Below are 22829 nucleotides of genomic sequence, written 5' to 3' on the forward strand. Positions count from 1 at the left end.
TAATACCTCTAAAATTTTCTCGTAATTTGCTCTAAAGCTGTTCATCTATTTAAATGTTTGAAATTCAATTAAATATACGATTCTCTTAATCAATGAACAGCTTTTTTATAATGCACAACAGGTTAATAGAATAATTACTTTTCTTCTAAAAGCAGTTTCATTTTCGGTTTGAATTTTATTTTTGATTCTTTTTAATTCAAACGGCGATGCTTTTTTATAGAAATGAAGTTTAGATTTTTTGCTTTTCTTAAAGTTTTTAATTTTATCAAAAGTAGAAACACGACTTCTTTTATTCGCTTTTAAACTCGCAATCATTGCAGAAATAGAACCAGAACTCATAGTAAATAGATTAACTGTTACATAAGTAGCTGAAAATGGAGAAATGTTACAGGTTTCGTTTATTTTTCAACTTTACAAGAACGGCTTTTTGTGCTGTTGTTAAATCGTCCGCAGTAAAAATAGAAATTCCTTTTGCACCATTTTCTTTGGCTTGTTTTATAGCTTCTTCTAAATCTTTTGAATTTCTTAATGCAGGTGTATATAACCCAGAAATAATAGGAAAATCAACATCAGAAACTCCTTGCTTTGTTGCAAAACCAATCCAATTAATGTTTTCTTTATAAAAATTTTGATACAACATTGGGTATGCTGTATCTAAATTCCAATCGTTCCAAGCTTGTCTTACCATTTGCCTCGACATTTCTGGAAATGGAAAAACAGCAGCAGTTACTTTTTTATTTTTTGCGTGTGCAAAATCTATAATTTCATTAACCAAACTTGAAATAGCATTTAACCGATATTGGCGCCATTCTGTAGATAATTCGGGATGTTTAAAATCTATAGGGTCCTTGTCGAAAATTTCTTTAAAACCTTTTCTTGCTAAAGGATGATAATCGTAATCATATTCAGGCATTTCTGTTTCTTGTACCAAGTTATATTTAGGTTGTAAATCTGCGCCTAAAATGACATCAGGATATCTAACATAATCTAAATGGATTGAAGCCAATCCTTCTACATTCATTAATTTTTTTGCGTTGTTAATTATATGTTTTCTAGCTTCTGGATGAAATGGACTTAACCATTGATAGTAATCTACATAAGCTCTATATTCTAAAGAGTTTTTACCTTTTTTGTTAACAGCATACCATTCTGGGTGTTTTTGAGCAATAGTATCTCCAGGTCTATTCATAGTCCACATCCAACCATGTACTTTTATTTTTTTTTGATTGGCTACTTTAATAATTTTTTCTAAAACTTTTGGTGATGCACCTACTAAAATTTCACTAATACCTAAAGAATCGTAATAATTAATTTTTTTTTGCCAAACAGCTTCTTTAAAACTTTTATTAGCAAGCGTCCAAGTGGAAAATGTAAACTTTTCTGGAACTGTTGTTTCTTTATTTTTTTCAGTTTTACAGGATAGGAGTGATGTTATAATGAGTAATAAGATAATTTTTTTCAATTTTTATTTTTTAGAATTATGAAATTTATTTCTATGTAACAAACCGTTCTCACTAATTAAATACTCAATGTTTGTGGCTTTGTTTATTGTTTTTAAATTAAAACCTGTGTATGTTTTTAAGAAAGTAGCACTTATGTTTTTATCTTTAATTGTAATTGTTTTAAAGTGAATTTCTGTTCCTGTTGGTTTCAGCTTTAAACCTTTAAAGTTTGTAAAAGCAATTTTACGATAAAGTGCGTACGTAATTTGTTCTGTTAAAACATCTGTCTTGTGGATAAAATTGATTTTTTCTGAAGGAAAGTTATCAGAAAATTGAATATAACCCCAGTTTTCTGGTAAATGCATATTTATTGCTCCTTGGTTAGACCAAACCCAATTGTATTCTGGCATTAATTTATTGTTTTCCTTTTTTCTTGAGTAAATACCGTTGTTCAAATCGAAATTCCACTGTACTCTCGAAAAATTTACACGCCATTGTTCTCCATTTTTTGGTATTGTTTTTGGCGTATTTTTTAATTCAGCAAAAGCATCTAAAGGAATTGCCATTTCTACGGCCCAAAAACTATCTTCATCTTTAGCATTGTTTAAAGTTCCTTTAATGTGTACTTTAGATTGTAGTTTTTTTAAATTCCAAGCGGTTTTTGGTTTTCCTCCAACATTATAGGGCTTGTTTAAAACCAAGTCCCAAACAGTATTTAAGGCATTTACTTCAATTTCTCCATAATTATGAGTGTCATTTGAAGGACTTATAAAAACTTCGAAATCATTGTTGAAAAAAATGATTGTATCTCTTTTTTTTAGTGTTCCCCAAATATGTTTTTCGAACAATTTAGCATAGATATATAAAAAATTAGTGTCCCACAGCATTTTTACGTTAGTTTTTTGATTGGGAATTTTTATTCCTTTAATATCTATAAAGTCGTCTGTAAATGTTGTCTTACCCCAAATTAATTCATCTGGTTTTCCATCAATATTTATAGCCTGATTTGTTTTGTAAACTACATAGCTTTTGGGAGTAACAATAGTGTCTTCTACAGCAATAGAAATATTACTGTTTTTACTACAATTGGCACAAAGTAATACTAAAAGTAAGGTAGAAATAACACTTTTCAAAAGCTGTGGATTTTATTAGATATTGCTAATATAATAAAATAGCAGTTTTAAGAAAAACACTTCAACTTTTAACATCAAAAAAACCAAATAGTAATTACAAAATTCGTAGTTTTACAGTATAAAAATTATCACATTCTTAATGAAACTTCATTTTCAGTTAAACGACGTTACAAAAAAACTACCCAAGCATTTACATAAGTTTATAGTAAAACAACCTTATGAAGAATATACAGCGCAAAATCAAGCAGTTTGGCGTTATGTAATGAGAATGAATGTAGATTACTTGAGTAAGGTTGCTCATGAATCTTATCTTTCAGGTTTAAAAATGACTGGTATTTCTTTAGAAAACATTCCTTATATGGACGGAATGAATAGAATTTTAAAGGAAATTGGTTGGGCTGCAGTTTCTGTAGATGGTTTTATTCCGCCAAATGCTTTTATGGAATTTCAAGCGTATAATGTATTGGTTATTGCTTCAGATATGCGAACCATAAACCATATAGAGTATACGCCTGCGCCAGATATTATTCATGAAGCTGCTGGCCATGCGCCTATTATTGCAAATCCGGAATATGCAGAATATTTAAGACGTTTTGGTGAAATTGGTAGCAAAGCAATTTCTTCTTCAAAAGATTATGAAATGTACGAAGCAATTCGTCTTTTATCCATTTTAAAAGAAGATCCTAACTCTAATAAAAAAGAAGTGGAAGAAGCTCAAGAGAAAGTTGAATTTCTACAAGATAATATGGGCGAATTATCTGAAATGGCACAGATAAGAAATTTACATTGGTGGACTGTAGAATATGGTTTAATTGGCACTTTAGAGAACCCTAAAATATACGGAGCTGGTTTATTATCTTCTATTGGAGAAAGCGCTTGGTGTATGCAAGAAGAAGTGAAAAAAGCACCTTATTCTATTGATGCAGCAAACATAAGTTTTGATATAACAAAACCGCAACCACAATTATTTGTAACTCCAGATTTTGCACATTTAAGCTTGGTTTTAGAACAATTTGCTAATAAAATGGCAATTAGAAAAGGTGGATTAAAAGGAGTGCAAAAACTAATTCACTCTAAAAATCTAGGAACTTTAGAATTAAGTACTGGTTTACAAATTTCTGGTGTTTTTACAAATGTTATTCCAGATGAAAATGGAAAACCAATTTACATTCAAACTACAGGAAAAACAGCGCTTTCTACTAGAGATAAAGAATTAATTGGTCATGGAGTTGAAAAACACTCTGAAGGTTTCGGAAGCCCAATTGGTAAGTTAAAAGGAATAAATATACCTATTGAATTTATGAGCCCAAGAGATTTGGAAGCGTATGAAATACATGAAGGAAAACAAATTTCATTAGAGTTTGAAGGTGGTGTAAAAGTAGTAGGAGATGTAATAACGGGAACTAGAGATTTGCGAGGAAGAATTTTATTGATCTCTTTAAAAAATTGTACTGTTTCTTATAAAGAAACTATTTTGTTTAAACCAGCATGGGGAATTTATGATATGGCAATTGGTAAAGATGTTGTTTCTGCGTATTCAGGTCCTGCTGATGTTAGTTCTTTTGGTGATTTAGGAAAAGTATCTGAAACTAAAACGCATAAAATTAAGTATTCTAAATCAGAAATAGAATTATATACTTTGTATGAAAAAGTTAGGGCGTTTAGAGAAAAAAATCAAACATCAGAAATTGAAATAACTGCTATTTTTAATCAACTTAAAAATGAGTTTCCCCAAGATTGGTTGTTGCTTTTAGAATTATATGAAATAGCAATAAAGAATAGTTTTTTAATAAAGAATAGTATTCTAAAAAGTTTAGAAGATTTAAAAAGTAACAAAAGTTACACAAAGCTCATAGAAAATGGTTTAAATTTGTCTCAAAGTTAAAATAGAGATAACGTGGGATTATTAGACATGTTTAAACGAAAAGATATGAGTGCAGAAATAAAAGAATATTTAGAAAAAGACGCAGTAATTTTAGATGTTAGAACTTTAGGAGAGTGGAATGAAGACCATATAGAAACTGCTAAACACATTGTTTTAAATTTAATTCCGTTAGAAGTAGAACAAATAAAATCTTGGAATAAACCTATAATTGCAGTTTGTAGAAGTGGAGGTAGAAGTGGGCAAGCAACTCAATTTTTAGCTAAAAACGGAGTAGATGTTATTAATGGTGGTCCTTGGCAAAATGTTGATGTACTTTTAAAATAAGGTTAGTATTTAAAACCTCTTTTACGCAACTTTTGCAGTCTTGTATAAACTTTTAAAGAAAGTTTTATTTTCATAATTACAGCAAAAGTTCCTCCAAGCATTGCGCCTACAAATGCGCCCATTGTAATTGGATCGAAATCGTGGCCTGTAATTATATATTTTGAGTAAAAAACAATTTCTCCAATTAAGATCGAGATTAAAAAAACTTGTAATTTAGATTTGGAAAAATGTGCATAAATTCCACAAAAAATTCCACAAATTATTGATGTTGCTGTAATTTTTGTTAGAAATAATTCTAGAAAACTAGTTTCATCTAATATAAAAATAGAAGTTATAAATAGACCTATTAATGTACCAGCAAGAATACCAATTAAAATTTTTTGAATCATTTTTAAGGAGATAAATTTATCTCAAGAAAGATACAAAAATATTTTCTTTGTTTAGATTAGATTAGATTTTGTCTTTGTGCTTTTAATACAGCTTCTAGTTTGCTATGTACTTGTAGTTTTTTATAGATGTTTTCTATGTGTTTTCTCACTGTAGAAGGAGAAATAATTAAATTGTCTGAAATATTATTGTAATTTAAACCTTTGCTTAAGTGCGTTAAAATTTCTGTTTCCCTTTTAGAGAGTTTAATTTCATCAGTTTGTTCTGGTTTAGAATTTAATAAATTGGGGTTTCTTAATAATTTTAAAGTTTTAAGAGCAATACTTGGCGTCATTGGTGCGCCACCTTCACTAACTTCAATAATACTTTTATACAATTTTTCAGCATCAATTTCTTTTAATAGGTATCCATTTGCACCAGCTTTTATTGCATTAAAAATATAATCATCATCATCTAAGACAGTTAGCATAATTATTTTTATGTGCGGATATTTGTTCTTTACCAATTCAGTGGCTTTTATACCATCCATCTCTGGCATTTGAATATCCATTAATATAACATCTATGTTATGATTTTCTTCTAATTTACCAATTAGTTCAGCACCATTATTAGCATGAAATTTTATATTAATATCATCAAAAAAAGAAAGTTTTTCTTTAATTGCCTTTACTAAAAAGTAATTGTCTTCTGCAATACAAATTTTTAAGTTCATTTGGTTGGATGATTATTTTCTGAAGTTACAGATAGTAATTCATTTATGTTATACGTCATCTGCCTTATTTTAATGGAAAATAGAAAGTGTAATATTTGTTCCTTTTTTTACTTTAGAAGTAATAGTAGCTTTTCCATTAATTTCACTCATTCTTTTTTCTATGTTAGACAGTCCGTTTCCTAAAGTTATATTTTTAATATCGAAACCAATTCCATTGTCTGTAATAGAAATTAGAAACTGATTTTCTTTTTTATCAAGTTTAATATCAATTATTGAAGCATCTGCATATTTTATAGCATTATTAATTGCTTCTTGAATTACTCTAAACATATTCATACCTTCAAGTGAAGAAAAAGATGTGCTTTTAACAATAGTATTACTTACTTCAAAACTTATGTTTTCTGTCGCATTCTTTGCTTTTTCAACAAAAGATAAAATTCTAGCATGTAAATCTTCGCTGGTAATTTCGCTTTTATTCATTGCCCAAATAGTGTCTCTTAATTGATGTATAGTTTCTGATGTAAAGGAACTTATGCTAACTAGTTTATCTTTAAGTTTTGTGTTTACATCTTTAGAAACGTATTTTAAATTATCAATAGAAGAAATTATAAAAGTTAATTGAGAACCTATGTTATCATGTAAGTCTCTAGAAATTCTTAATCGTTGTTCTTGTAATCTATTTTGAGTTTTTATGGTTGATAAAGCGTCTTTTAAGTCTATTTCTTTTTGTAGTTGTTTTCTTTTAAATTGATTTTTTTTATAGATAGCAAAAAAGATTATCCCTAGAATTAATAAAGCAGAAGCTAAAAGGATTGCATATATATTTCTGTTTTTAATAGATAATTCTTTTTCTAATAACTCTTCTTTTTGTAGTACAATTTCTTTTTCTTTTTTTGAAGTTTCGTACTTAACTAGAAGTTCGTTTATATCTTTAGTTTTGGTTTTTTCGAAAAGGCGATCTTTTTTTGAGTTGTATTCTTCTTGAAATAAATAAGCTTGTTTAAATTTTTTTACTTTAAAATTTACTTCGGATAAATGTTTTAGAGCATCTACTTCAAACTCTTTAAATTTGTTTTTTCTAGAAATTGATAATGCTTCTGTTAATTGTTTACTTGCTTTATTGAGTTGATTAATAGAAGTGTAAGGTTTGGATATACCTATTTTAGCATTTGAAAGTTCATATAAATTATTGTCTGTATTGAAATCATTTATTACCTTTAAATAGCGATTAATGGATGTAATATATTCTTTTAAATTGTATTCTGCAGCAGCAATATTAACATTCATATAAGGTACATATCTTTTATAACCTAGGTCTGAATACATTTTCCTAGCTTTTTTGCAATACGTAATTGCTTCTTTATTTTTGTTTAGTTTAAGTAATACTGAACCAATATTACCAGTGGTAATTACAATACCAATTTTAAAATTATTTTCTTCGTAAATTTTTAAAGCTCTTTTATAATACGCTAAAACTTTATCATATTTTTTTTGCTTTTTGTAAACAATCCCAATATTCACTAAAACGGCAGGAACTTGATCAAAACTTGTAGATTTTTCTTCATAAATTTTTAATGCGCTAAAATAATTTTTTAATGCCTCTAAATATTCTCCACTTTCATCTAGAATGATTCCTAAGTTATTATAAGTATCAGCAATTCCTATAGAATCTTTAATTTCTATTTTTAGATTTAAACTCTTTTTATGATAGTAAAGCGCACTGTCTTTATTTGACTTAGCTTGAAAAACATTACCAATACTATTGTAAGATTTTGCAATTGCTTTTTTATGATTTATTTCTTTAGATTTTTTGAGTGCTTTTTTCCCAAAATACAAAGCCGTGTCTTGATTAGAATTTTTATATTCCCAAGAAATATCATTTAATACACTTATAAGGAGCGTATCTGTTACTTTAAGAGATAGATTTATTAGACTATCTAGCCTCTTGTTCTGACTTTTTGAAGTATGCGATATAAAAAAAATAAAAAATAAAACGACTGTAAAACGAAGTTTCATAAGGATGTTTTTAGAGTTGAATATTCAGATAAATTTAGTAAAAAATTTCTCGAAAGGAAAAATCAATATTTAAAACATCAACTTTTATCTTTTGTAATTTCTGTTGAGTACTTCTTTCTATTAATTTTATTTCCTGTGGAATTGTTTTAAGTTGTAATGAAATTTCCTTTTCACTTTCCAATTCATTATAAATTATTGAAAGTTTTTCGTTTTCTATTTCTTTCATTTTTTGATAGATAAAAGTTAAGTAAAATGTAATTATGCTAGATAAAACAAGAGTAACGATTGCTATTTGAAAAGGGTAATTTAAAAGGAATAGAATCAATACTTATAATTTTTTTAAGTTTAGAGAATTGTATTGATTTAAAGGAGATGGTTGATGTTTCTATAAGATAAACCAACCATCTGTAACCCTAAAAAATAATCTTTATGTTTTATCTATCATTGAATTGACCTAACCATTTGTTGTCTACTGTTGATGAAATGTTGATTTCATTTAAACCACCTGAAGGTGCCATAGAAACATCGTAAGATATTTTATCTCTACAAGTATCTCTAAATTGAATTTCTGTAGAACCTGCAGTAGTAAGTCTTGGATTTTTAATGGTAATACATTCTTCACCTTCAACTTCTACAGTTAAAATATTATTCATTAAAGTAAAAGTAGCTTTTGTTCCTTCTGGATATGGAGATGCAGCATCAGGAAAATGCATTGTTAAATTGTAAACTCCTTCTATTGATGTTGCTGCTGTTCCTGCTGTATCTGTTGAAGTTAATGTGTATTCACAAACTGTGTCGCAACTTCCGTTAGAAGAATTATCATTACTAGAGCAACTAACTAATAACATAATAGTTAGAATTGTTGTTGAAATGTTTTTTAATGTTTTCATAATATTTGTTTTAAGATTCTTCTACAAATTTCTATAAAATATAAAGCAAAAAAAATACGGCAGATGCCGTATTTTTCTCCTTTTCATAGCATTTATTTAGTTTTTGGGGGCATTAAATTTTCCATCTGTAATTTGTTTGCTATCCGATGAACCATTAAAACCTGTAAATGTAAAAGTTCCAGAAATTGATGTTGCTGTCTCTTCAGTAATTTCAATAGATCCGCTACCAATATCAAAAGTAGAAGACCAAGCTGCAACAGGGCTTATTGTTCCGTACATTACTGAACTAGTATTAGTAATTGCGTCACCGGTTTTGTAAGTTCCAACTCCATTATAACTGCTAATAGAAATTCTAATGTAATCTCCACTTGAATTAGATCCTTGTACCGAGAGAATTCCATTGGTAACAACTGCGCTAACAGAAGCCTTAAATGAGGTGAAATCTACTCCGCTTACTTTTGCGGTTAATGTACCTTCACCGCCAATTGTATCATCTATTTCGTCATTAGTACTACAAGAAAATAAAGTAGCTATAGAAATAAATAAGATTATTTTTTTTAAAGTTTTCATAATAATTTATTTTTAGAATTATATTTTACGAATTTCAATAATATTTAAATTTCTTACAATACGGTATTTGCCGTATTTATAAAGATTTTTTTTATAAAACCTCTAAACTTACCAATTATCATTTTTTGTAAATAGTCGTCTCTTTTATATTTTGTAAGCGTAAATAGTGCTTTTATTTGCTTTGTAGTATAGAATTCTTTCTACTTCATCAACTTTATAAGTTGGTTTTTTGTTTTTTAATAAGATCTCTTTTATCTTTTTTCCAGATTCTTTATCAATTTTTACTAAACCAACTCCCGATTTAAGTTTAGTAAGAATAAATTTATCATTTCTAGTTTGTGCTGAAGCTTTATAACGTTTACTCATTGCGCTAAAAGATGCGCTGGCAATTTTAGAAAACCCTTTAGAATAATTATTCATTTGAGATCCATAGCTGTTGTAGCGTCCCATAGAACTTTTATTTGCGCCAGCACTATAAGCTGAACTTACTGCCATTGCCATTGAGGTAACGGCTAATGCACCAGCCATAATTTTACCAAACATACTATTAGACGGAGATTTATAAAATTCATGGTAAATTTCTTTACCATTTGCATCTAATAACATCATATTTTGACTTGATGATAATAATATATTTCCATCTCTCATTTCTATAGAAGTTGGAGATTCTTTTCCATTAAACTTTGGATTTGCAATTACTTCATATTTGCCTGAATTTCCATCTATAGAATATAATCCGTTTGAACAACTTAATAAATAGCGTTTATTCTTTTCATCAAAAGTAGAAGCAACAGATTTAGATTGTTTGTATTTTAATTTTTTACCAAAAATAGATTCTCCAGTTTTTTCATTTACAATATCTGCATCTTTTGTAGTAATGTATAGAATTCCTTTTTCTGTTTTTGCTAGTGTACTAATACTTGGTCCTGTTTTTAGAGGTTTTTTCCAAAGTGGAGTTCCATCAAACTTTATTTTATTAATTCCGCCTGAAGCAACACCAAAAATTATCCCATCATCTTCTGTGAAAAAATGACTTACTACACCTTTTGTTTTTGGAGCTTTCTTCCATAAATCATTACCAGAATTACTGTCTAAAAAGTAAATTTTAGACTGTGGACTTTTACTAGCAATATCTGTAAGAACTGCAATTCCTTCAGGTAAATATTCTGCTTGTCTTACTTTCCCTTTTAACTTATTACCTTCTTTCCAAACAAGTTTTCCACTAGAATTTATTTTATAAGCAGTTGTATTTTTACCATTATTGTTAGATTGATATGCGTAAATAGCATCTTCTTTTGCGTTTACAAAACTTACATTCTTTACATCTGCTGTCCATAAAGTATTACCAGAAGATAGATCTATAGCATCTACACCTTTTTTACGTGGAATAATTAATTTTCCTTTAATAATATCTGCAATACCAGTTACATTATTATTCCCTTTTTGTGTAATTGTATATTCTTCTTTACCAGTAGCTAAATCAAAAATTGCAATCGAGTATTCAACCCCAATTTTCCCTTTTCTTTTTCTTAAACCACTTACAACCAATTTATTTTCAGGTAATATAATGTCTCTACTATTCATTAAAGAAAAACCCTCTCCTTTAGAGTCGAATAATGTTTTACCAGATATTACATCTATAACAAACGTTACACCATTCATTCCGTTTGCAATAAACATTGCATAAGGTGATAATGATTTTAAATGAAAGTTTTCTTCTTTAATATTTTTACGTTTGTCAAACAAAAAAGCAGGTTGAGATTCGTTCGGTTTTATACCATAAATTCCTTTTGAGGTTGATACAATTAAAGTTCCTGGGTCAGATATTTTCATCCATTTTATGGATCCAACATCATATTTAAAGTCTGGGTTTTCTGCTTTTTGCGCAAATAATATACTAACAGTAAAAAGTAAGAGTGTAAGTATTGTTGATTTAATTTTCATGATTTATGAGTTTAAAGTTACACTTCAAAAGTCTATAAATCAGGACGTAAAATCAATACGGCATTTGTCGTATTTTTTAGAATTGTAAAAATAGAAATTTAGATTGCAGCATTTCTTTTTTAATTTCTAAAGTTTTTAAGAATAGTTTATGTTGTTCAGAATTTTTATTGAAAGGTCTGTGAGAAATACCTTTTTGAATAGTAGCAACTTCTTTCATAGTTGCTATAGATTCTTCAGAAAACCAAGTAGTAACAAACTTCTCCCAAATATAATTAATTGCAGTTTTATTAGGGTGAATCATATCTTCATTATAAAAACGATACTCTCTTAATTCATCCATCATAATCTCATAAGAAGGAAAATAATGCGTGTTATTTCTTGGTTCAATAATAGTATGAATTCCAGCTATTAAATGAGATTTACTCTGTGTATTTTCTACAAAACCATCCTTTAAATGTCTTACTGGGGAGACTGTAAAAATTATATTTATAGATGAATTTATATTTTTTATTAATGAAATAACTGCTTCTAAACTTTCTGATATTTCATCAACAGACAATAATTCTTTTAAGAATTTTTTCTGTGGAATTTTATGACAATTTGCAACAATTGTATCTTTTTCTATAAAACGGTAAACCCACGAAGTACCTAAAGTAATTACAATATGTGTTGCTTCTTTTAATTCTTTATTAGTAGATGAAACTGCTGCGTTTAAATTGTTTAATAGTTCGTTTTTATCGCTTGAACTTAAACTAGAATGGGCATCAAAACAATGCCAACGTTCATTTTGGAAGATTAAATCTTCACTTACATATTTTTTTTCGTTGATTGCAAACGTAATTAAATTCTCTATTGCTTTAGGTTGAAATAAAATCCCGAACGGATTTTGTACAGATTGAAACTTAAAATAATTTAGTTTGTCGCCAATATTTTCTGAAAAACAAGAGCCTAATAAAAGTATTTTAGAGTTGTAATCTATTAAGTTATTAGCTAGTTTTTTTAATGGAATTTGAGTTTGGAGATTCATTTTGTAAAGGTGTGTTTTTTTTATGTCTTTACGTATTTGCGAGATAATTATTATTTAATACTTCAACACTTTTTTAGTTTTAGAGATTCCTTTAGATTGATAATGTATAAAGTAATTTCCTTTTGGTAAATTATTAACATTAAGATTAATTGTATGAGAAGTTGCATTAAACTTTTTGTGTGTAATAAGTTTTATAACTGCGCCAATGGTATTATATAAAGTGATTTTTACGTTTTCATTATTTCCTAAAAAAGAAATTTTTAAAATATCCATAACAGGATTCGGATATACGCTAATTTCTAATTTTTTTTGAAGGAAATCATCAGCAGATAGTCTTGCAGAACAACCATCTTTAAAAATAGGTAAAGCATCAAAATCATTAAATAAAACAGTTGTAGCATCCGGTTTTGTAGCGCCTAACCAATCGGTTAAAATGGTGCTATAAATATTTCTAAAATCGAATTGCATTTGTACACCTTCATTAATATCTACAGCAGTATCTATTTCCGGAGCATCACCTAAAATTTGATCTTTTACACAAGTACCAAACAAAAACAAAGGAGCTGCATTTCCATGATCTGTTCCTAAAGCATCATTAGAACGTATTCTTCTTCCAAATTCAGAATAGGTCATTCCAATTACTTTTTCTTCAACATTTAATAATTGTAAATCATCTTGAAAAGCTGTCATTGCAGTCGATAATTCTTTTAATAAACCAGCATGTTTTCCGGTTTTTGTATCACCATCTACAACTTGGTCATTATGATTATCGAAACCACCAATTTGTACCACATATACTTTTGTTTTTAATCCGCCAGAAATTAATTTAGCAACATTTTTTAATTTTTCTGATAAATCAGAAGCATCATATTTAGTTGATAAATTATTACCAGCACTCGCAGCATTTTTAATAACATCTGCATACGCATTTGTCTGACTAATAGTGTCATTCACAAAATTCAAAGCATCTCCATAACAGTTATTAGGAATTGTACCCGTATTAGAAACCAAAGCCGTACCGGGGTTTTCTGGATCTGTTAACGCCATAGAAAAATTGGCACTTGTTCCTTGGCAGGTTTCAGAAACTATTTTACCCATAGTAATTGCAAACGGATCTGGGTTTTCTGTATTCGGGTAATTTGTTGGAAATTCTGAATGATTTATATCAAAAAAACGACCAACCCAACCACTAGAAACATATTGATTTGCACTCGAACCCGAGTTCCAAATATCTGAAGAACGAAAATGAGAACGATTCTGATTTGGGTAACCCACATTTTGTATTACTGATAATTTTTCTTGATCCCAAATTTCTTTCATTCCTGTCATTGATGGATGAAAACGAGTAGTACTATCTATCGTTAATAATTCGTTTTCTGGAATAATAATGTTAGAACGTACACTTTGTAAGTTATTATATTCATTCAAGCTAAAAACGGTGTTTAAGCCATCATTTCCGCCTTGTAGTTGAATTAGCACCAATATATTTTCATTGTCTTCTAAAAAACTATATTCTTGTGGTTTTTCATTTGCATACAAAGGAAAGCCACTCATTGCAAAAGGTAAAGCGGCAGAAGCAATTGTGCATAATTTTATAAAATCTCTACGGTTTAATTTTTGCGTCTTTTTCATTATTACATTATTTGAAATTCAGACATTTGTACCATTACAGCTATTAAATTTCGCAGTTTATTCTCCACAGAAATTCGCATATCATCATCAGAAGGATCGTTTAAATAGTTAGAATATTCCACACTCCACTCAAAATCTGGCAAACCAGGAATTAAAATATCTTTTAAACTTACTATCTGATCTTCTGTAATTTCATAATTAAATAACTGACTTGCTAATTCCGCAATTAAAATATTTGGATCTTGTGCATTTGTAATATTTGCAGCAATTAACAGAACAGGAACTAGAGGAGGAACGGTATAATTATTATCATCAATAACTAAATTTCCACCTGTAACAAGTGTTTTACAATAATCTAATCTTTTTGGTAATAAATAATTATTTACCCAAGTTTTATAATACAAAGGTCCTTGATAATAAGCTTTCCAACCTGCTACGTCTGGATGATTGAAAACAGATTGTTCTAAATCTGTACATGCCAAATATAGTACATAGGCAAATTCATATTCTTCTTTTACAGAAGTGGTTGGTGCAGTAAGTAAGAGCGATTTTGTAGCAGAAAGCATTAAGTCTAAAGGACTTTTAATCATACAGAATACATTTTCGAAAAAATGATCAGATGCTAATAATATTTTAAGAGCTTCACTAATATCATAATTATTATTTCTGATAATTTCTGCCAAAGGTGCAATAATATTGGTTTCAATTTCTGAAGTAATTTCAGAATTTACAAACCAAATATAGAGTTGTCTTATTATAAAATGAGAACATTCATCTTGTTCAAAAATTGTATCAATAAGATCTTTGTATTCATTTTCTCCATTTTCAGAGATAACGGCATTGTTAAATCTGTGAGATAAATTTTTGTCTCCTGTAGAATGTTTGTTGCTCTGAAAATAAGCCGTTAAAGCATCTGCATTTGTTAGACCTCTAGTGCGCCAACCGGTTAAAGTTTTAGCAATTTCTACAACATCATCTTCTGTGTAATTTGTGTAATCTCCATTACCAACTGCATCACCTTTTCCTATAGTAAAAAGTTCTAAAAGTTCTCTAGAATAATTTTCATTTGGCGCTGTATTTATATTCTGGTTTCCACTTAAAAAACGCAACATATTTGGATCTACAGTAATTTGTTTGGTCAATTCTTTAAAGTTCCCTAAAGAATTAGTTCTTAACAAGTTCATGTAATAATATTTTAAATGCGGATTTCCATTCACAGAAACAAAATGATTGTGCCAAAATAAAGTCAGTTTTTCTTTAATAGACATTGCAGAATTTTGCATTTGCAAATAAGACCAAGCGTACAATGAGCGAGTTCTATATCTTAAAATAATATTTTTTGGAGATGTATTTGCATCTTCTACAGGTACAACATCACCATTTACCCAAGTTTCACCATAGTTTGCTGAGGGATCTATAGCTTCACCATTTTCCGTACCATCTAAAACGTATTTTAAAGGAGCGTCTGGTAAGACGTTTTCTATGAAAAGTTTATTAATAGTTGCTGATATTCCTAAAGAAACTGCTTCGTTTACTAAAGATTGTGAAACTCCAAAAGAAGTTCTTCTTAATAAATGTCTTGCTTCTTTTTTGGTCCAATTACCAGAATAAGGGTCTAAATTTGGCATTAAGTTTCAGTTTTTAAATTGATAAAAACTTATTTGTTTCGTCTCAAATTTAATCTAATTTCCTGAAACCACAAATCTTGAATTTATGATAGTTAGACGTTTAAATCCTGAAATGGTTTAATTGTTTTTGACCCATTACTTAAAGTTTGGGTTATATTTATCTAAAATCAAATCAAAATTTGAAGTAGAAAAGAAAATTTTCTTTACTTTTTTCTGATAAAAAAAAATTCAATAATTATCAATATTAAGACGATAATTATATTCTCCCAAAAGTAATTAACGTATCCTCCAAAACCATAAAAACCAGCATCTTTATATAATAGAACTAAAACTCCAATTATGATAAAGGTAAAACCAATTAATTTGTTTTTGTTAAAAAATTATTAAACTAAATAATCTTTAGCTTTTTCTATAGCATTAGGAATTCCATTAGGATTTTTTCCACCAGCAGTTGCAAAGAAGTTTTGGCCACCACCGCCACCGTTAATTAGTTTTCCTAATTCTCTTACAACTTTACCAGCATCATAACCACGCTCATTTGCCAACTCTTTAGAAATATAACAAGTTAACATTGCTTTGTCTTTTGCTGGAGCAGAAGCAAATAATAAGAATAAGTTTTTATGATCTTTACCAATTTCAAAAGCAAGATTTTTAATTCCGTTTGCATCTAAATCTACTTTAGTAGCTAAAAATTGAACACCATTAATTTCTTGTAATTGATTTTTAATTTCGCCAGATAAATTTTGCGCTTTCTCTTTTAAAAGTTGTTCAACTTGTTTCTGTAAAGAAGCATTTTCACCTTGTAACTTTACAACTGCTTTTACAGGTTCTTTTGTGTTGTTAAGTAAATCTTTAATTTCGAATAAAGTTCTATTATTATCAAAATAAAAATCTTTTACAGCATCATTAGTAATTGCTTCAATTCTTCTAATTCCTGAAGCTACAGCTCCTTCAGATTTTATTTTGAAATGCCAAATATCGCTTGTGTTTTTTACGTGTGTTCCACCACATAATTCAACAGAAGTTCCAAATTTAATTGCACGAACGGTATCTCCATATTTTTCACCAAACAAAGCCAATGCTCCATCGTCAATAGCTTCTTGCATTGGTATATTTCTTTTTTCAACTAAAGGAAGTTTTCCTGTAATTCTTCTATTCACAAAATTTTCTACGTCTCGTAATTCTTCTTGAGTTAATTTAGAAAAATGGGAAAAATCAAAACGTAAATATTTAGAGTGTACTGCAGAACCTTTTTGTTCTACATGCGTTCCTAAAACTTCTCTTAAGGCTTGGTGTAATAAATGTGTTGCTGTGTGATTACATTCTGTTCTGTAACGTTGCTTTTCATCTACAACCGCCTTAAAGTTTTCATTTAAATGCTTCGGAAGGTTTTTTGTAAAGTGAATAATTACATTATTTTCTTTTTTGGTATCTAGAATATAAACGACATCGCCATGTGTATCTTCTAAATAACCTTTGTCTCCAACTTGTCCACCACCTTCAGGATAAAAAGGCGTTAAATTAAAAACAAGCTGATACATTTCTCCGTCTTTTTTAGACGTTACTTTTCTGTATCTTGTTAGCTTAACATTTGCTTCCAAAGAATCATAACCTATAAATTCTTCAACAGAATCATCAACTAAAACCGTCCAATCTTCAGTAGAAGATTCACTTGCTGCTCTAGATCTATTTTTTTGTTTTTGAAGATGTTCTTGAAACCTTTTTTCGTCTAAAGTATATCCTTTTTCAGATAAAATTAGCGCTGTTAAATCAACAGGGAAACCGAAAGTGTCATACAATTCAAAAACTTTTTCTCCAGAGATTTCTTTTGAGTTAGAAGACGAAATAATACCATCTAATAAAACCAAACCTTGGTCTAAAGTTCTTAAAAAAGATGCTTCTTCTTCTCTAATTACATTTTCAATTAATTGTTTCTGTGCTTTTAATTCTGGAAAAGCGGATCCCATTTTTTTACTTAAAACGTCTACCAATCTATAAATGAAAGGTTCTTTTTTATTTAGAAATGTAAATCCGTATCTAATTGCTCTTCTTAAAATTCTACGAATAACGTAACCAGCACCAGTATTACTTGGTAATTGTCCATCAGCAATAGAAAAAGCAACTGCTCTAACATGATCAGAAATTACACGAGTTGCAATATCTTGTTGTTCATCAGTACCGTATTTTGTGTTTGTAATTGTACCTATTTCACTAATAATTGGTTTAAAAATATCGGTATCATAATTAGATTGTACGTTCTGTAAAACCATACACAAACGCTCAAAACCCATTCCTGTGTCTATATGTTTGTTTGGTAAATCCTCTAAAGTTCCGTTTGCTTTTCTGTTGAATTGCATAAAAACCAAGTTCCAAATTTCTACCACATGCGGATGATCTTCGTTAATTAAAGTTCTTCCGTCTACTTTTGCTTTTTCTTCCGCAGAACGAATGTCTACATGAATTTCAGAACAAGGTCCACAAGGTCCTTGTTCTCCCATTTCCCAAAAATTATCTTTTTTATTTCCTTTTAAAATTCGGTCTTTATCAATAAATTGTTTCCATAAATCGAATGCTTCTGTATCCATTTTAAGATTATCAGCATCATCGGAACCTTCAAAAACAGTAACATATAAAATGTCTTTATCAATTTTATATACTTCAGTTAACAATTCCCAGGCCCAAGCAATTGCTTCTTTCTTAAAATAATCTCCAAAAGACCAGTTTCCTAGCATCTCAAATAAAGTATGATGATAGGTGTCATAACCCACTTCTTCTAAATCGTTATGTTTACCAGATACACGCAAACATTTTTGAGAATCTGAAATTCGATTATTTTTTGGAGTTCCATTTCCTAAAAAATATTCTTTAAATGGTGCCATACCAGAATTTACAAACATTAAAGTTGGGTCATCTTTAGTTACCATTGGTGCAGAAGGCACAATTAAATGAGATTTTTCTTTAAAAAAATTTAAAAAAGTAGAACGAATTTCTTGAGATTTCATAAAAAAGAAGTTTCCAAAAATTTGGATTATGTTAATTTATTTCTAAAAATACTACTTTAAAAAAGTAGTTATAAAACATTTTGTAAGTTTGTGAGTTATTAAAAATGAGATTTTGTTATTAAATCAATTTTTAAGAATACAAAAATAGTATATTTAGCGTTATGGCGAAAGTAAAATATTATTACGATGAAGACACACTTTCTTACAGAAAAATTTCTGTTAAAAAGAATGATTTCTATAAGAAAACTTTCTTTGGTCTTTCAGCTGTATTCCTAATTTCTTTCATCGGTTTTATTGTTTTTAGTCAATTTATAATGTCGCCAAATGAGCGAACTCAAAAGAGGGAATTAGAAAACTTAAAACTCCATTACGAGTTGTTAGGTAAAAGAATGGAAGAAGGTGCTGAAATTTTAGTACAACTTCAACAAAGAGATAATAATATTTATAGAACTTATTTTGAAGCAAATCCTATACCAGATGAACAACGAAAAGCAGGTTTTGGCGGTGTAAATAGATACAAGTCTTTAGAAGGTTTCGATAATTCTACTATGATTACAAACCTTACAAAAGACATAGATGTTTTGTCTAAACAATTGGTTGTTCAGTCTAAATCTTTAGATGAAATTGTAGTTTTAGCAAAGGAAAAAGAGAAAATGTTAGCAGCAATCCCTGCTATTTTACCTGTAAAATTAGAAGATTTAACAAGAATGGCTTCTGGTTATAAATGGAGAATGCATCCTATTTTAAAGATTAGAAAGTTTCACAAAGGAATGGATTTCACCGCACCAGTTGGAACGCCAATTTATGCTTCTGGAAACGGAACCGTAATTAGAGCAGAAAGAAGTGCTTCTTTTGGTAATGTTGTTTATATACAACACGGATATGGTTACAAGACTATTTATGCTCATATGAGTAAGCTAAAAGCTAGAAAAGGACAAAAAGTAAAACGTGGCGATTTAATAGGATATGTAGGCAATACTGGTATTTCTGTTTCTGCACATTTACATTATGAAGTTCACAAGAACGATAGAGCTTTAAATCCTATTAACTTTTATTACGGAGATTTAACTCCAGAAGAGTTTGCTGCAATGCAAAAAGCAGCAGAAGAAGAAGGTCAATCTTACGATTAATTACTACTTATGCATATAGATTTACCCGAAAAACGCTATTATAAAATTGGCGAAGTTGCAAAAGCATTTACTGTAAATACTTCTTTAATCCGTTTTTGGGAAAAAGAGTTTGATATTATTAAGCCTAAAAAAAACGCGAAAGGAAATCGACTTTTTACACAAGAAGATATAACAAACTTCAAATTAATCTTCAATCTAGTTAAAGAAAGGGGCTTCACTTTAGATGGTGCAAAACAAAAACTAAAGAAAAACCCAGAAGGAATTTTCAACAACCACGAAATTATTACCAGATTAGAAAGCGTAAAAGCAGAACTTCAAAAGATTAAAAACCAACTTTAATTATTCATTTCTTTTTTAATATTTTATTATAAAGTAAACTTTAACATTCTAGTTGTTTGTTGTTTTTGCAAATTACTATGCACGCATAATATTTTTCGCTATATTTGAAGATGTTAGAATTCTAGATAGGAGCTAACTAATTTTTAAAATAGAACGATTAAACTTAAATATTATGCCAAAAAAGTATGTAGATTTAGAAACTCTTAAATATATACTTTATGATATTCACAATTTAGAAGATTTACTAACCAGAGAAAGATTTCAAGATCATGATATGGAATCATTAAATTTATTTATAGACTCTGTTAAAGAATTTTCTGATAGAGAATTATTTCCTTACTTAAAGGAAATGGACGAGAATCCAGCATATCATAAAGATGGAACTGTAATTGTTCATGAACAAGTAAAAACAATAATGCAAAAAGGAGGAGAAATGGGTTTATTATCCGCTTCTTTTAATTATGATGATGGCGGTTTACAAATACCATTTATTGCTACTCAAGCCGCATTTTATATAATGGATGCTGCAAATAATAATTTACCTGGTTACCTCGGTTTAACAAGTGGGTCTGCTGAATTAATTATTGAGTTTGGAAACAAAGAGTTAAATGAAACCTATGTTCCAAACATGCTTTCTGGAGCTTGGGCAGGAACTATGTGCTTAACAGAGCCTCAAGCAGGAAGTTCACTATCAGATATTACAACAAAAGCAACCCCAACAGATGAAGGGTTTTATAAAATAAACGGACAAAAAATATTTATTTCTGGAGGAGATCATCAATATGCAGATAATTTTGTGCATTTGGTATTAGCAAGAATTGAAGGTGCTCCTCAAGGAACAAAAGGAATTTCTTTATTTGTAGTCCCAAAAAATAGACTAAAGGAAGATGGAACTCTAGAATATAATGATGTAATGACGGTTGCCGATTTTCAAAAAATGGGACAACGTGGTTATTGTACAACACATTTAGGTTTTGGAGATACAGACGATTGTAGAGGTTGGCTTGTTGGTGAAGAACACAAAGGTCTAAAGCAAATGTTTTTAATGATGAATGGTGCAAGAATAGCTGTTGGTAGAGGTGCTGCTGCAATTACAATGGCTGCATACAGAGCATCTTTGCAATATGCAAACGAAAGACCACAAGGAAGAAAGTTAACGGCAGATGGAAAGAAAAACCCATCAGAAAGTCAGAGTTTAATTATAGAACATCCAGATGTTAGAAGGATGTTATTATTGCAAAAATCGATTGCAGAAGGTTCTTTAAGTTTGGTGTTTTTGGCTTCAAAATATCACGATATTATTCATTCTACTTCATCAAAAGAAGAAAAAGAAAAATACAATTTATTGTTAGAAATGATAATTCCTATTGTAAAAACGTTTCCTTCGGAAGCTGGAGCAGAATCGGTTGATAATGGTTTGCAAGTTTTAGGAGGTTACGGATTTTGTACAGACTTTTCTTTACAACAATATTATAGAGATATTAGAATTTCTGCTTTGTACGAAGGTACAACTGGCATTCAATCGCAAGATTTATTAGGACGTAAAGTACCAATGCAAAACGGAAAAGGTTTAGAGTTATTGGCAGCAGAAATAATGCAAACAATTCAATTGGCTTCTAAAGATGACGATTTAAAAAAGTATGCCGCAGTTTTAGATGAAAAATTAAAATTGTCTCAAAAAGTGTTAGGTCATTTAATGCCTTTTGCCATGAAAGGAAATTACGAACGCTATCTAGCAGATGCTAATTTATTTATGGAATATATGAGTATTGTTGTTTTGGGTTGGTTGTGGTTAGAAATGGCTGTTGATGCTAAATCTACACTTTCTAATTCTGATAAAAAATATTCAGATACTTTTTATGAAAGTAAAATTCACACGATGAAATTCTACTTTAAATATGAAGTTCCAAAAACAAATTCGTTGGCAGAATCTTTAATGTCTGAGGAAGTTTTAACCATTAAAAAAGATAAAGAATATATTTTATAATGAATATAAAAGAACAATTTAATTTAGAAGGAAAAGTAGCCATTATAACAGGATCTAGTAAAGGGATTGGTAAAGCAATAGCGAAAGGATTAGCAGAAAATGGGGCGCAAGTTGTTATAAGTTCCCGTAATCAAGAGGCTTGTGATGAAGTTGCTGATGAATTTAAAAAAGAAGGATTAAAAGCAATCGGAATTGCTTGTCACATTGGTAAAGAAGAGCAACGTAAAAATTTAGTTGCTAAAGTTGTTGAAGCTTTTGGGCGAATAGATGTTTTAGTAAATAATGCAGCAATAAATCCTGTTTTTGGTCCTATTGAAGATGTAGATCCCGCAATTTTCGATAAAATTATGGATGTAAATGTAAAAGCTCCTTGGTCTTTATCAAATTTGGTTTTACCACATTTTCAAGCAAATAAAAATGGAAGTATTATAAATATTGCTTCTGTAGAATCATTAACTCCAGGTTTCGGATTAGGAATTTACAGCACAAGTAAAGCAGCTATTTTAATGCTGACAAAAAACCAAGCAAAAGAATGGGGACAACATGGTGTAAAAGCAAACGCAATTTGCCCAGGTTTGATTAAAACAAAATTTAGTGCTGCGCTTTGGGAAAATGAAAAAATATTGGGTAAGATTGAAAAATCGTTACCAAGTGCAAGAATGGGAATGCCAGAAGAAATGGTAGGTTTGGCTTGTTTGTTAGCTTCTGATGCAGGGAATTATATGACTGGAGGTGTGTATACTGCAGATGGAGGTTATATGATTGCAGGATAAAAAATTAA

General features: G+C 29.4%; 20 protein-coding genes. 6 read left to right on the forward strand and 14 right to left on the reverse strand.

What is annotated here, in order from left to right:
- Nucleotides 1-105: 105 nt before the first annotated feature.
- Genes V3V28_RS04425 through V3V28_RS04435 form a run of 3 tightly spaced genes read right to left on the reverse strand, consistent with a single transcriptional unit; the run spans nt 106 to nt 2575 of the window.
- Nucleotides 106-339: a hypothetical protein gene (locus tag V3V28_RS04425; RefSeq protein WP_331363822.1), complete on the reverse strand. Its 234-nt coding sequence runs from the start codon at nt 337-339 to the stop codon at nt 106-108.
- 46 nt (nt 340-385) lie between these two features.
- Entirely contained in the window at nt 386-1462 is a 1077-nt protein-coding gene (locus V3V28_RS04430; RefSeq protein ID WP_331363823.1) for a family 10 glycosylhydrolase, read from the reverse strand.
- Between the two features lie 3 nt (nt 1463-1465).
- Nucleotides 1466-2575: a carbohydrate-binding family 9-like protein gene (locus tag V3V28_RS04435; RefSeq protein ID WP_331363824.1), complete on the reverse strand. Its 1110-nt coding sequence runs from the start codon at nt 2573-2575 to the stop codon at nt 1466-1468.
- A gap of 139 nt (nt 2576-2714) precedes the next feature.
- Here V3V28_RS04435 and V3V28_RS04440 point away from each other — a divergent pair, with 139 nt between their 5' ends.
- Both V3V28_RS04440 and V3V28_RS04445 read left to right on the forward strand, forming a co-directional pair.
- Complete coding sequence (locus tag V3V28_RS04440; protein ID WP_331363825.1) at nt 2715-4460, forward strand: aromatic amino acid hydroxylase; 1746 nt, start codon at nt 2715-2717, stop codon at nt 4458-4460.
- 45 nt (nt 4461-4505) lie between these two features.
- Nucleotides 4506-4784, forward strand: a complete 279-nt coding sequence (locus V3V28_RS04445; protein WP_331363826.1) for a rhodanese-like domain-containing protein — start codon at nt 4506-4508, stop codon at nt 4782-4784.
- Nucleotides 4785-4786: 2 nt separating this feature from the next.
- On the opposite strand, the gene V3V28_RS04450 is transcribed toward V3V28_RS04445, so the two are convergent.
- The 11 genes from V3V28_RS04450 to alaS form a co-directional block, all read right to left on the reverse strand.
- Nucleotides 4787-5173: a hypothetical protein gene (locus V3V28_RS04450; protein ID WP_331363827.1), complete on the reverse strand. Its 387-nt coding sequence runs from the start codon at nt 5171-5173 to the stop codon at nt 4787-4789.
- Nucleotides 5174-5229: 56 nt separating this feature from the next.
- The gene (locus tag V3V28_RS04455) at nt 5230-5883 is read right to left on the reverse strand and encodes a response regulator transcription factor (protein ID WP_331363828.1); all 654 of its coding nucleotides are present in this window, start codon (nt 5881-5883) and stop codon (nt 5230-5232) included.
- Between the two features lie 69 nt (nt 5884-5952).
- Nucleotides 5953-7899, reverse strand: coding sequence for a tetratricopeptide repeat-containing sensor histidine kinase (locus V3V28_RS04460; protein WP_331363829.1), 1947 nt, complete (start codon nt 7897-7899; stop codon nt 5953-5955).
- A 34-nt stretch (nt 7900-7933) separates the two neighbouring features.
- Nucleotides 7934-8125: a hypothetical protein gene (locus V3V28_RS04465; protein ID WP_331363830.1), complete on the reverse strand. Its 192-nt coding sequence runs from the start codon at nt 8123-8125 to the stop codon at nt 7934-7936.
- Between the two features lie 208 nt (nt 8126-8333).
- Nucleotides 8334-8789, reverse strand: coding sequence for a hypothetical protein (locus V3V28_RS04470; RefSeq protein ID WP_331363831.1), 456 nt, complete (start codon nt 8787-8789; stop codon nt 8334-8336).
- A 96-nt stretch (nt 8790-8885) separates the two neighbouring features.
- Nucleotides 8886-9359 carry a DUF6252 family protein gene (locus V3V28_RS04475; RefSeq protein ID WP_331363832.1) on the reverse strand — a complete coding sequence of 158 codons (474 nt, stop codon included), beginning with the start codon at nt 9357-9359 and terminating at the stop codon, nt 8886-8888.
- Nucleotides 9360-9503: 144 nt separating this feature from the next.
- A complete protein-coding gene (locus tag V3V28_RS04480; RefSeq protein WP_331363833.1) occupies nt 9504-11303 on the reverse strand; it encodes an outer membrane protein assembly factor BamB family protein in 1800 nt (599 codons plus the stop codon).
- Nucleotides 11304-11379: 76 nt separating this feature from the next.
- Nucleotides 11380-12330, reverse strand: a complete 951-nt coding sequence (locus V3V28_RS04485) for a GSCFA domain-containing protein (RefSeq protein ID WP_331363834.1) — start codon at nt 12328-12330, stop codon at nt 11380-11382.
- A gap of 54 nt (nt 12331-12384) precedes the next feature.
- Nucleotides 12385-13962 carry a DUF1501 domain-containing protein gene (locus V3V28_RS04490; RefSeq protein WP_331363835.1) on the reverse strand — a complete coding sequence of 526 codons (1578 nt, stop codon included), beginning with the start codon at nt 13960-13962 and terminating at the stop codon, nt 12385-12387.
- 2 nt (nt 13963-13964) lie between these two features.
- Complete coding sequence (locus tag V3V28_RS04495; protein WP_331363836.1) at nt 13965-15590, reverse strand: DUF1800 domain-containing protein; 1626 nt, start codon at nt 15588-15590, stop codon at nt 13965-13967.
- Between the two features lie 383 nt (nt 15591-15973).
- Nucleotides 15974-18592: an alanine--tRNA ligase gene (alaS, locus tag V3V28_RS04500; protein ID WP_331363837.1), complete on the reverse strand. Its 2619-nt coding sequence runs from the start codon at nt 18590-18592 to the stop codon at nt 15974-15976.
- Between the two features lie 161 nt (nt 18593-18753).
- Between alaS and V3V28_RS04505 the strand changes: the two genes are divergently transcribed.
- The 4 genes from V3V28_RS04505 to V3V28_RS04520 all read left to right on the forward strand — a co-directional run bounded on the left by V3V28_RS04505 (nt 18754) and on the right by V3V28_RS04520 (nt 22821).
- On the forward strand, nt 18754-19722 hold the full coding sequence (locus V3V28_RS04505; protein ID WP_331363838.1) for a M23 family metallopeptidase: 969 nt from the start codon (nt 18754-18756) through the stop codon (nt 19720-19722).
- 9 nt (nt 19723-19731) lie between these two features.
- Nucleotides 19732-20061: a MerR family transcriptional regulator gene (locus V3V28_RS04510; RefSeq protein ID WP_331363839.1), complete on the forward strand. Its 330-nt coding sequence runs from the start codon at nt 19732-19734 to the stop codon at nt 20059-20061.
- Between the two features lie 172 nt (nt 20062-20233).
- Nucleotides 20234-22048, forward strand: a complete 1815-nt coding sequence (locus V3V28_RS04515; RefSeq protein ID WP_331363840.1) for an acyl-CoA dehydrogenase — start codon at nt 20234-20236, stop codon at nt 22046-22048.
- Nucleotides 22048-22821 (forward strand): SDR family NAD(P)-dependent oxidoreductase, encoded by a 774-nt coding sequence (locus V3V28_RS04520; RefSeq protein WP_331363841.1) that lies wholly within the window; start codon nt 22048-22050, stop codon nt 22819-22821. The genes V3V28_RS04515 and V3V28_RS04520 overlap by 1 nt, the downstream gene beginning before the upstream one ends.
- Nucleotides 22822-22829 lie beyond the last annotated feature (8 nt).

The sequence above is a fragment of the Polaribacter sp. genome (assembly GCF_036480315.1).
In the GTDB taxonomy this organism is placed as follows: domain Bacteria; phylum Bacteroidota; class Bacteroidia; order Flavobacteriales; family Flavobacteriaceae; genus Polaribacter.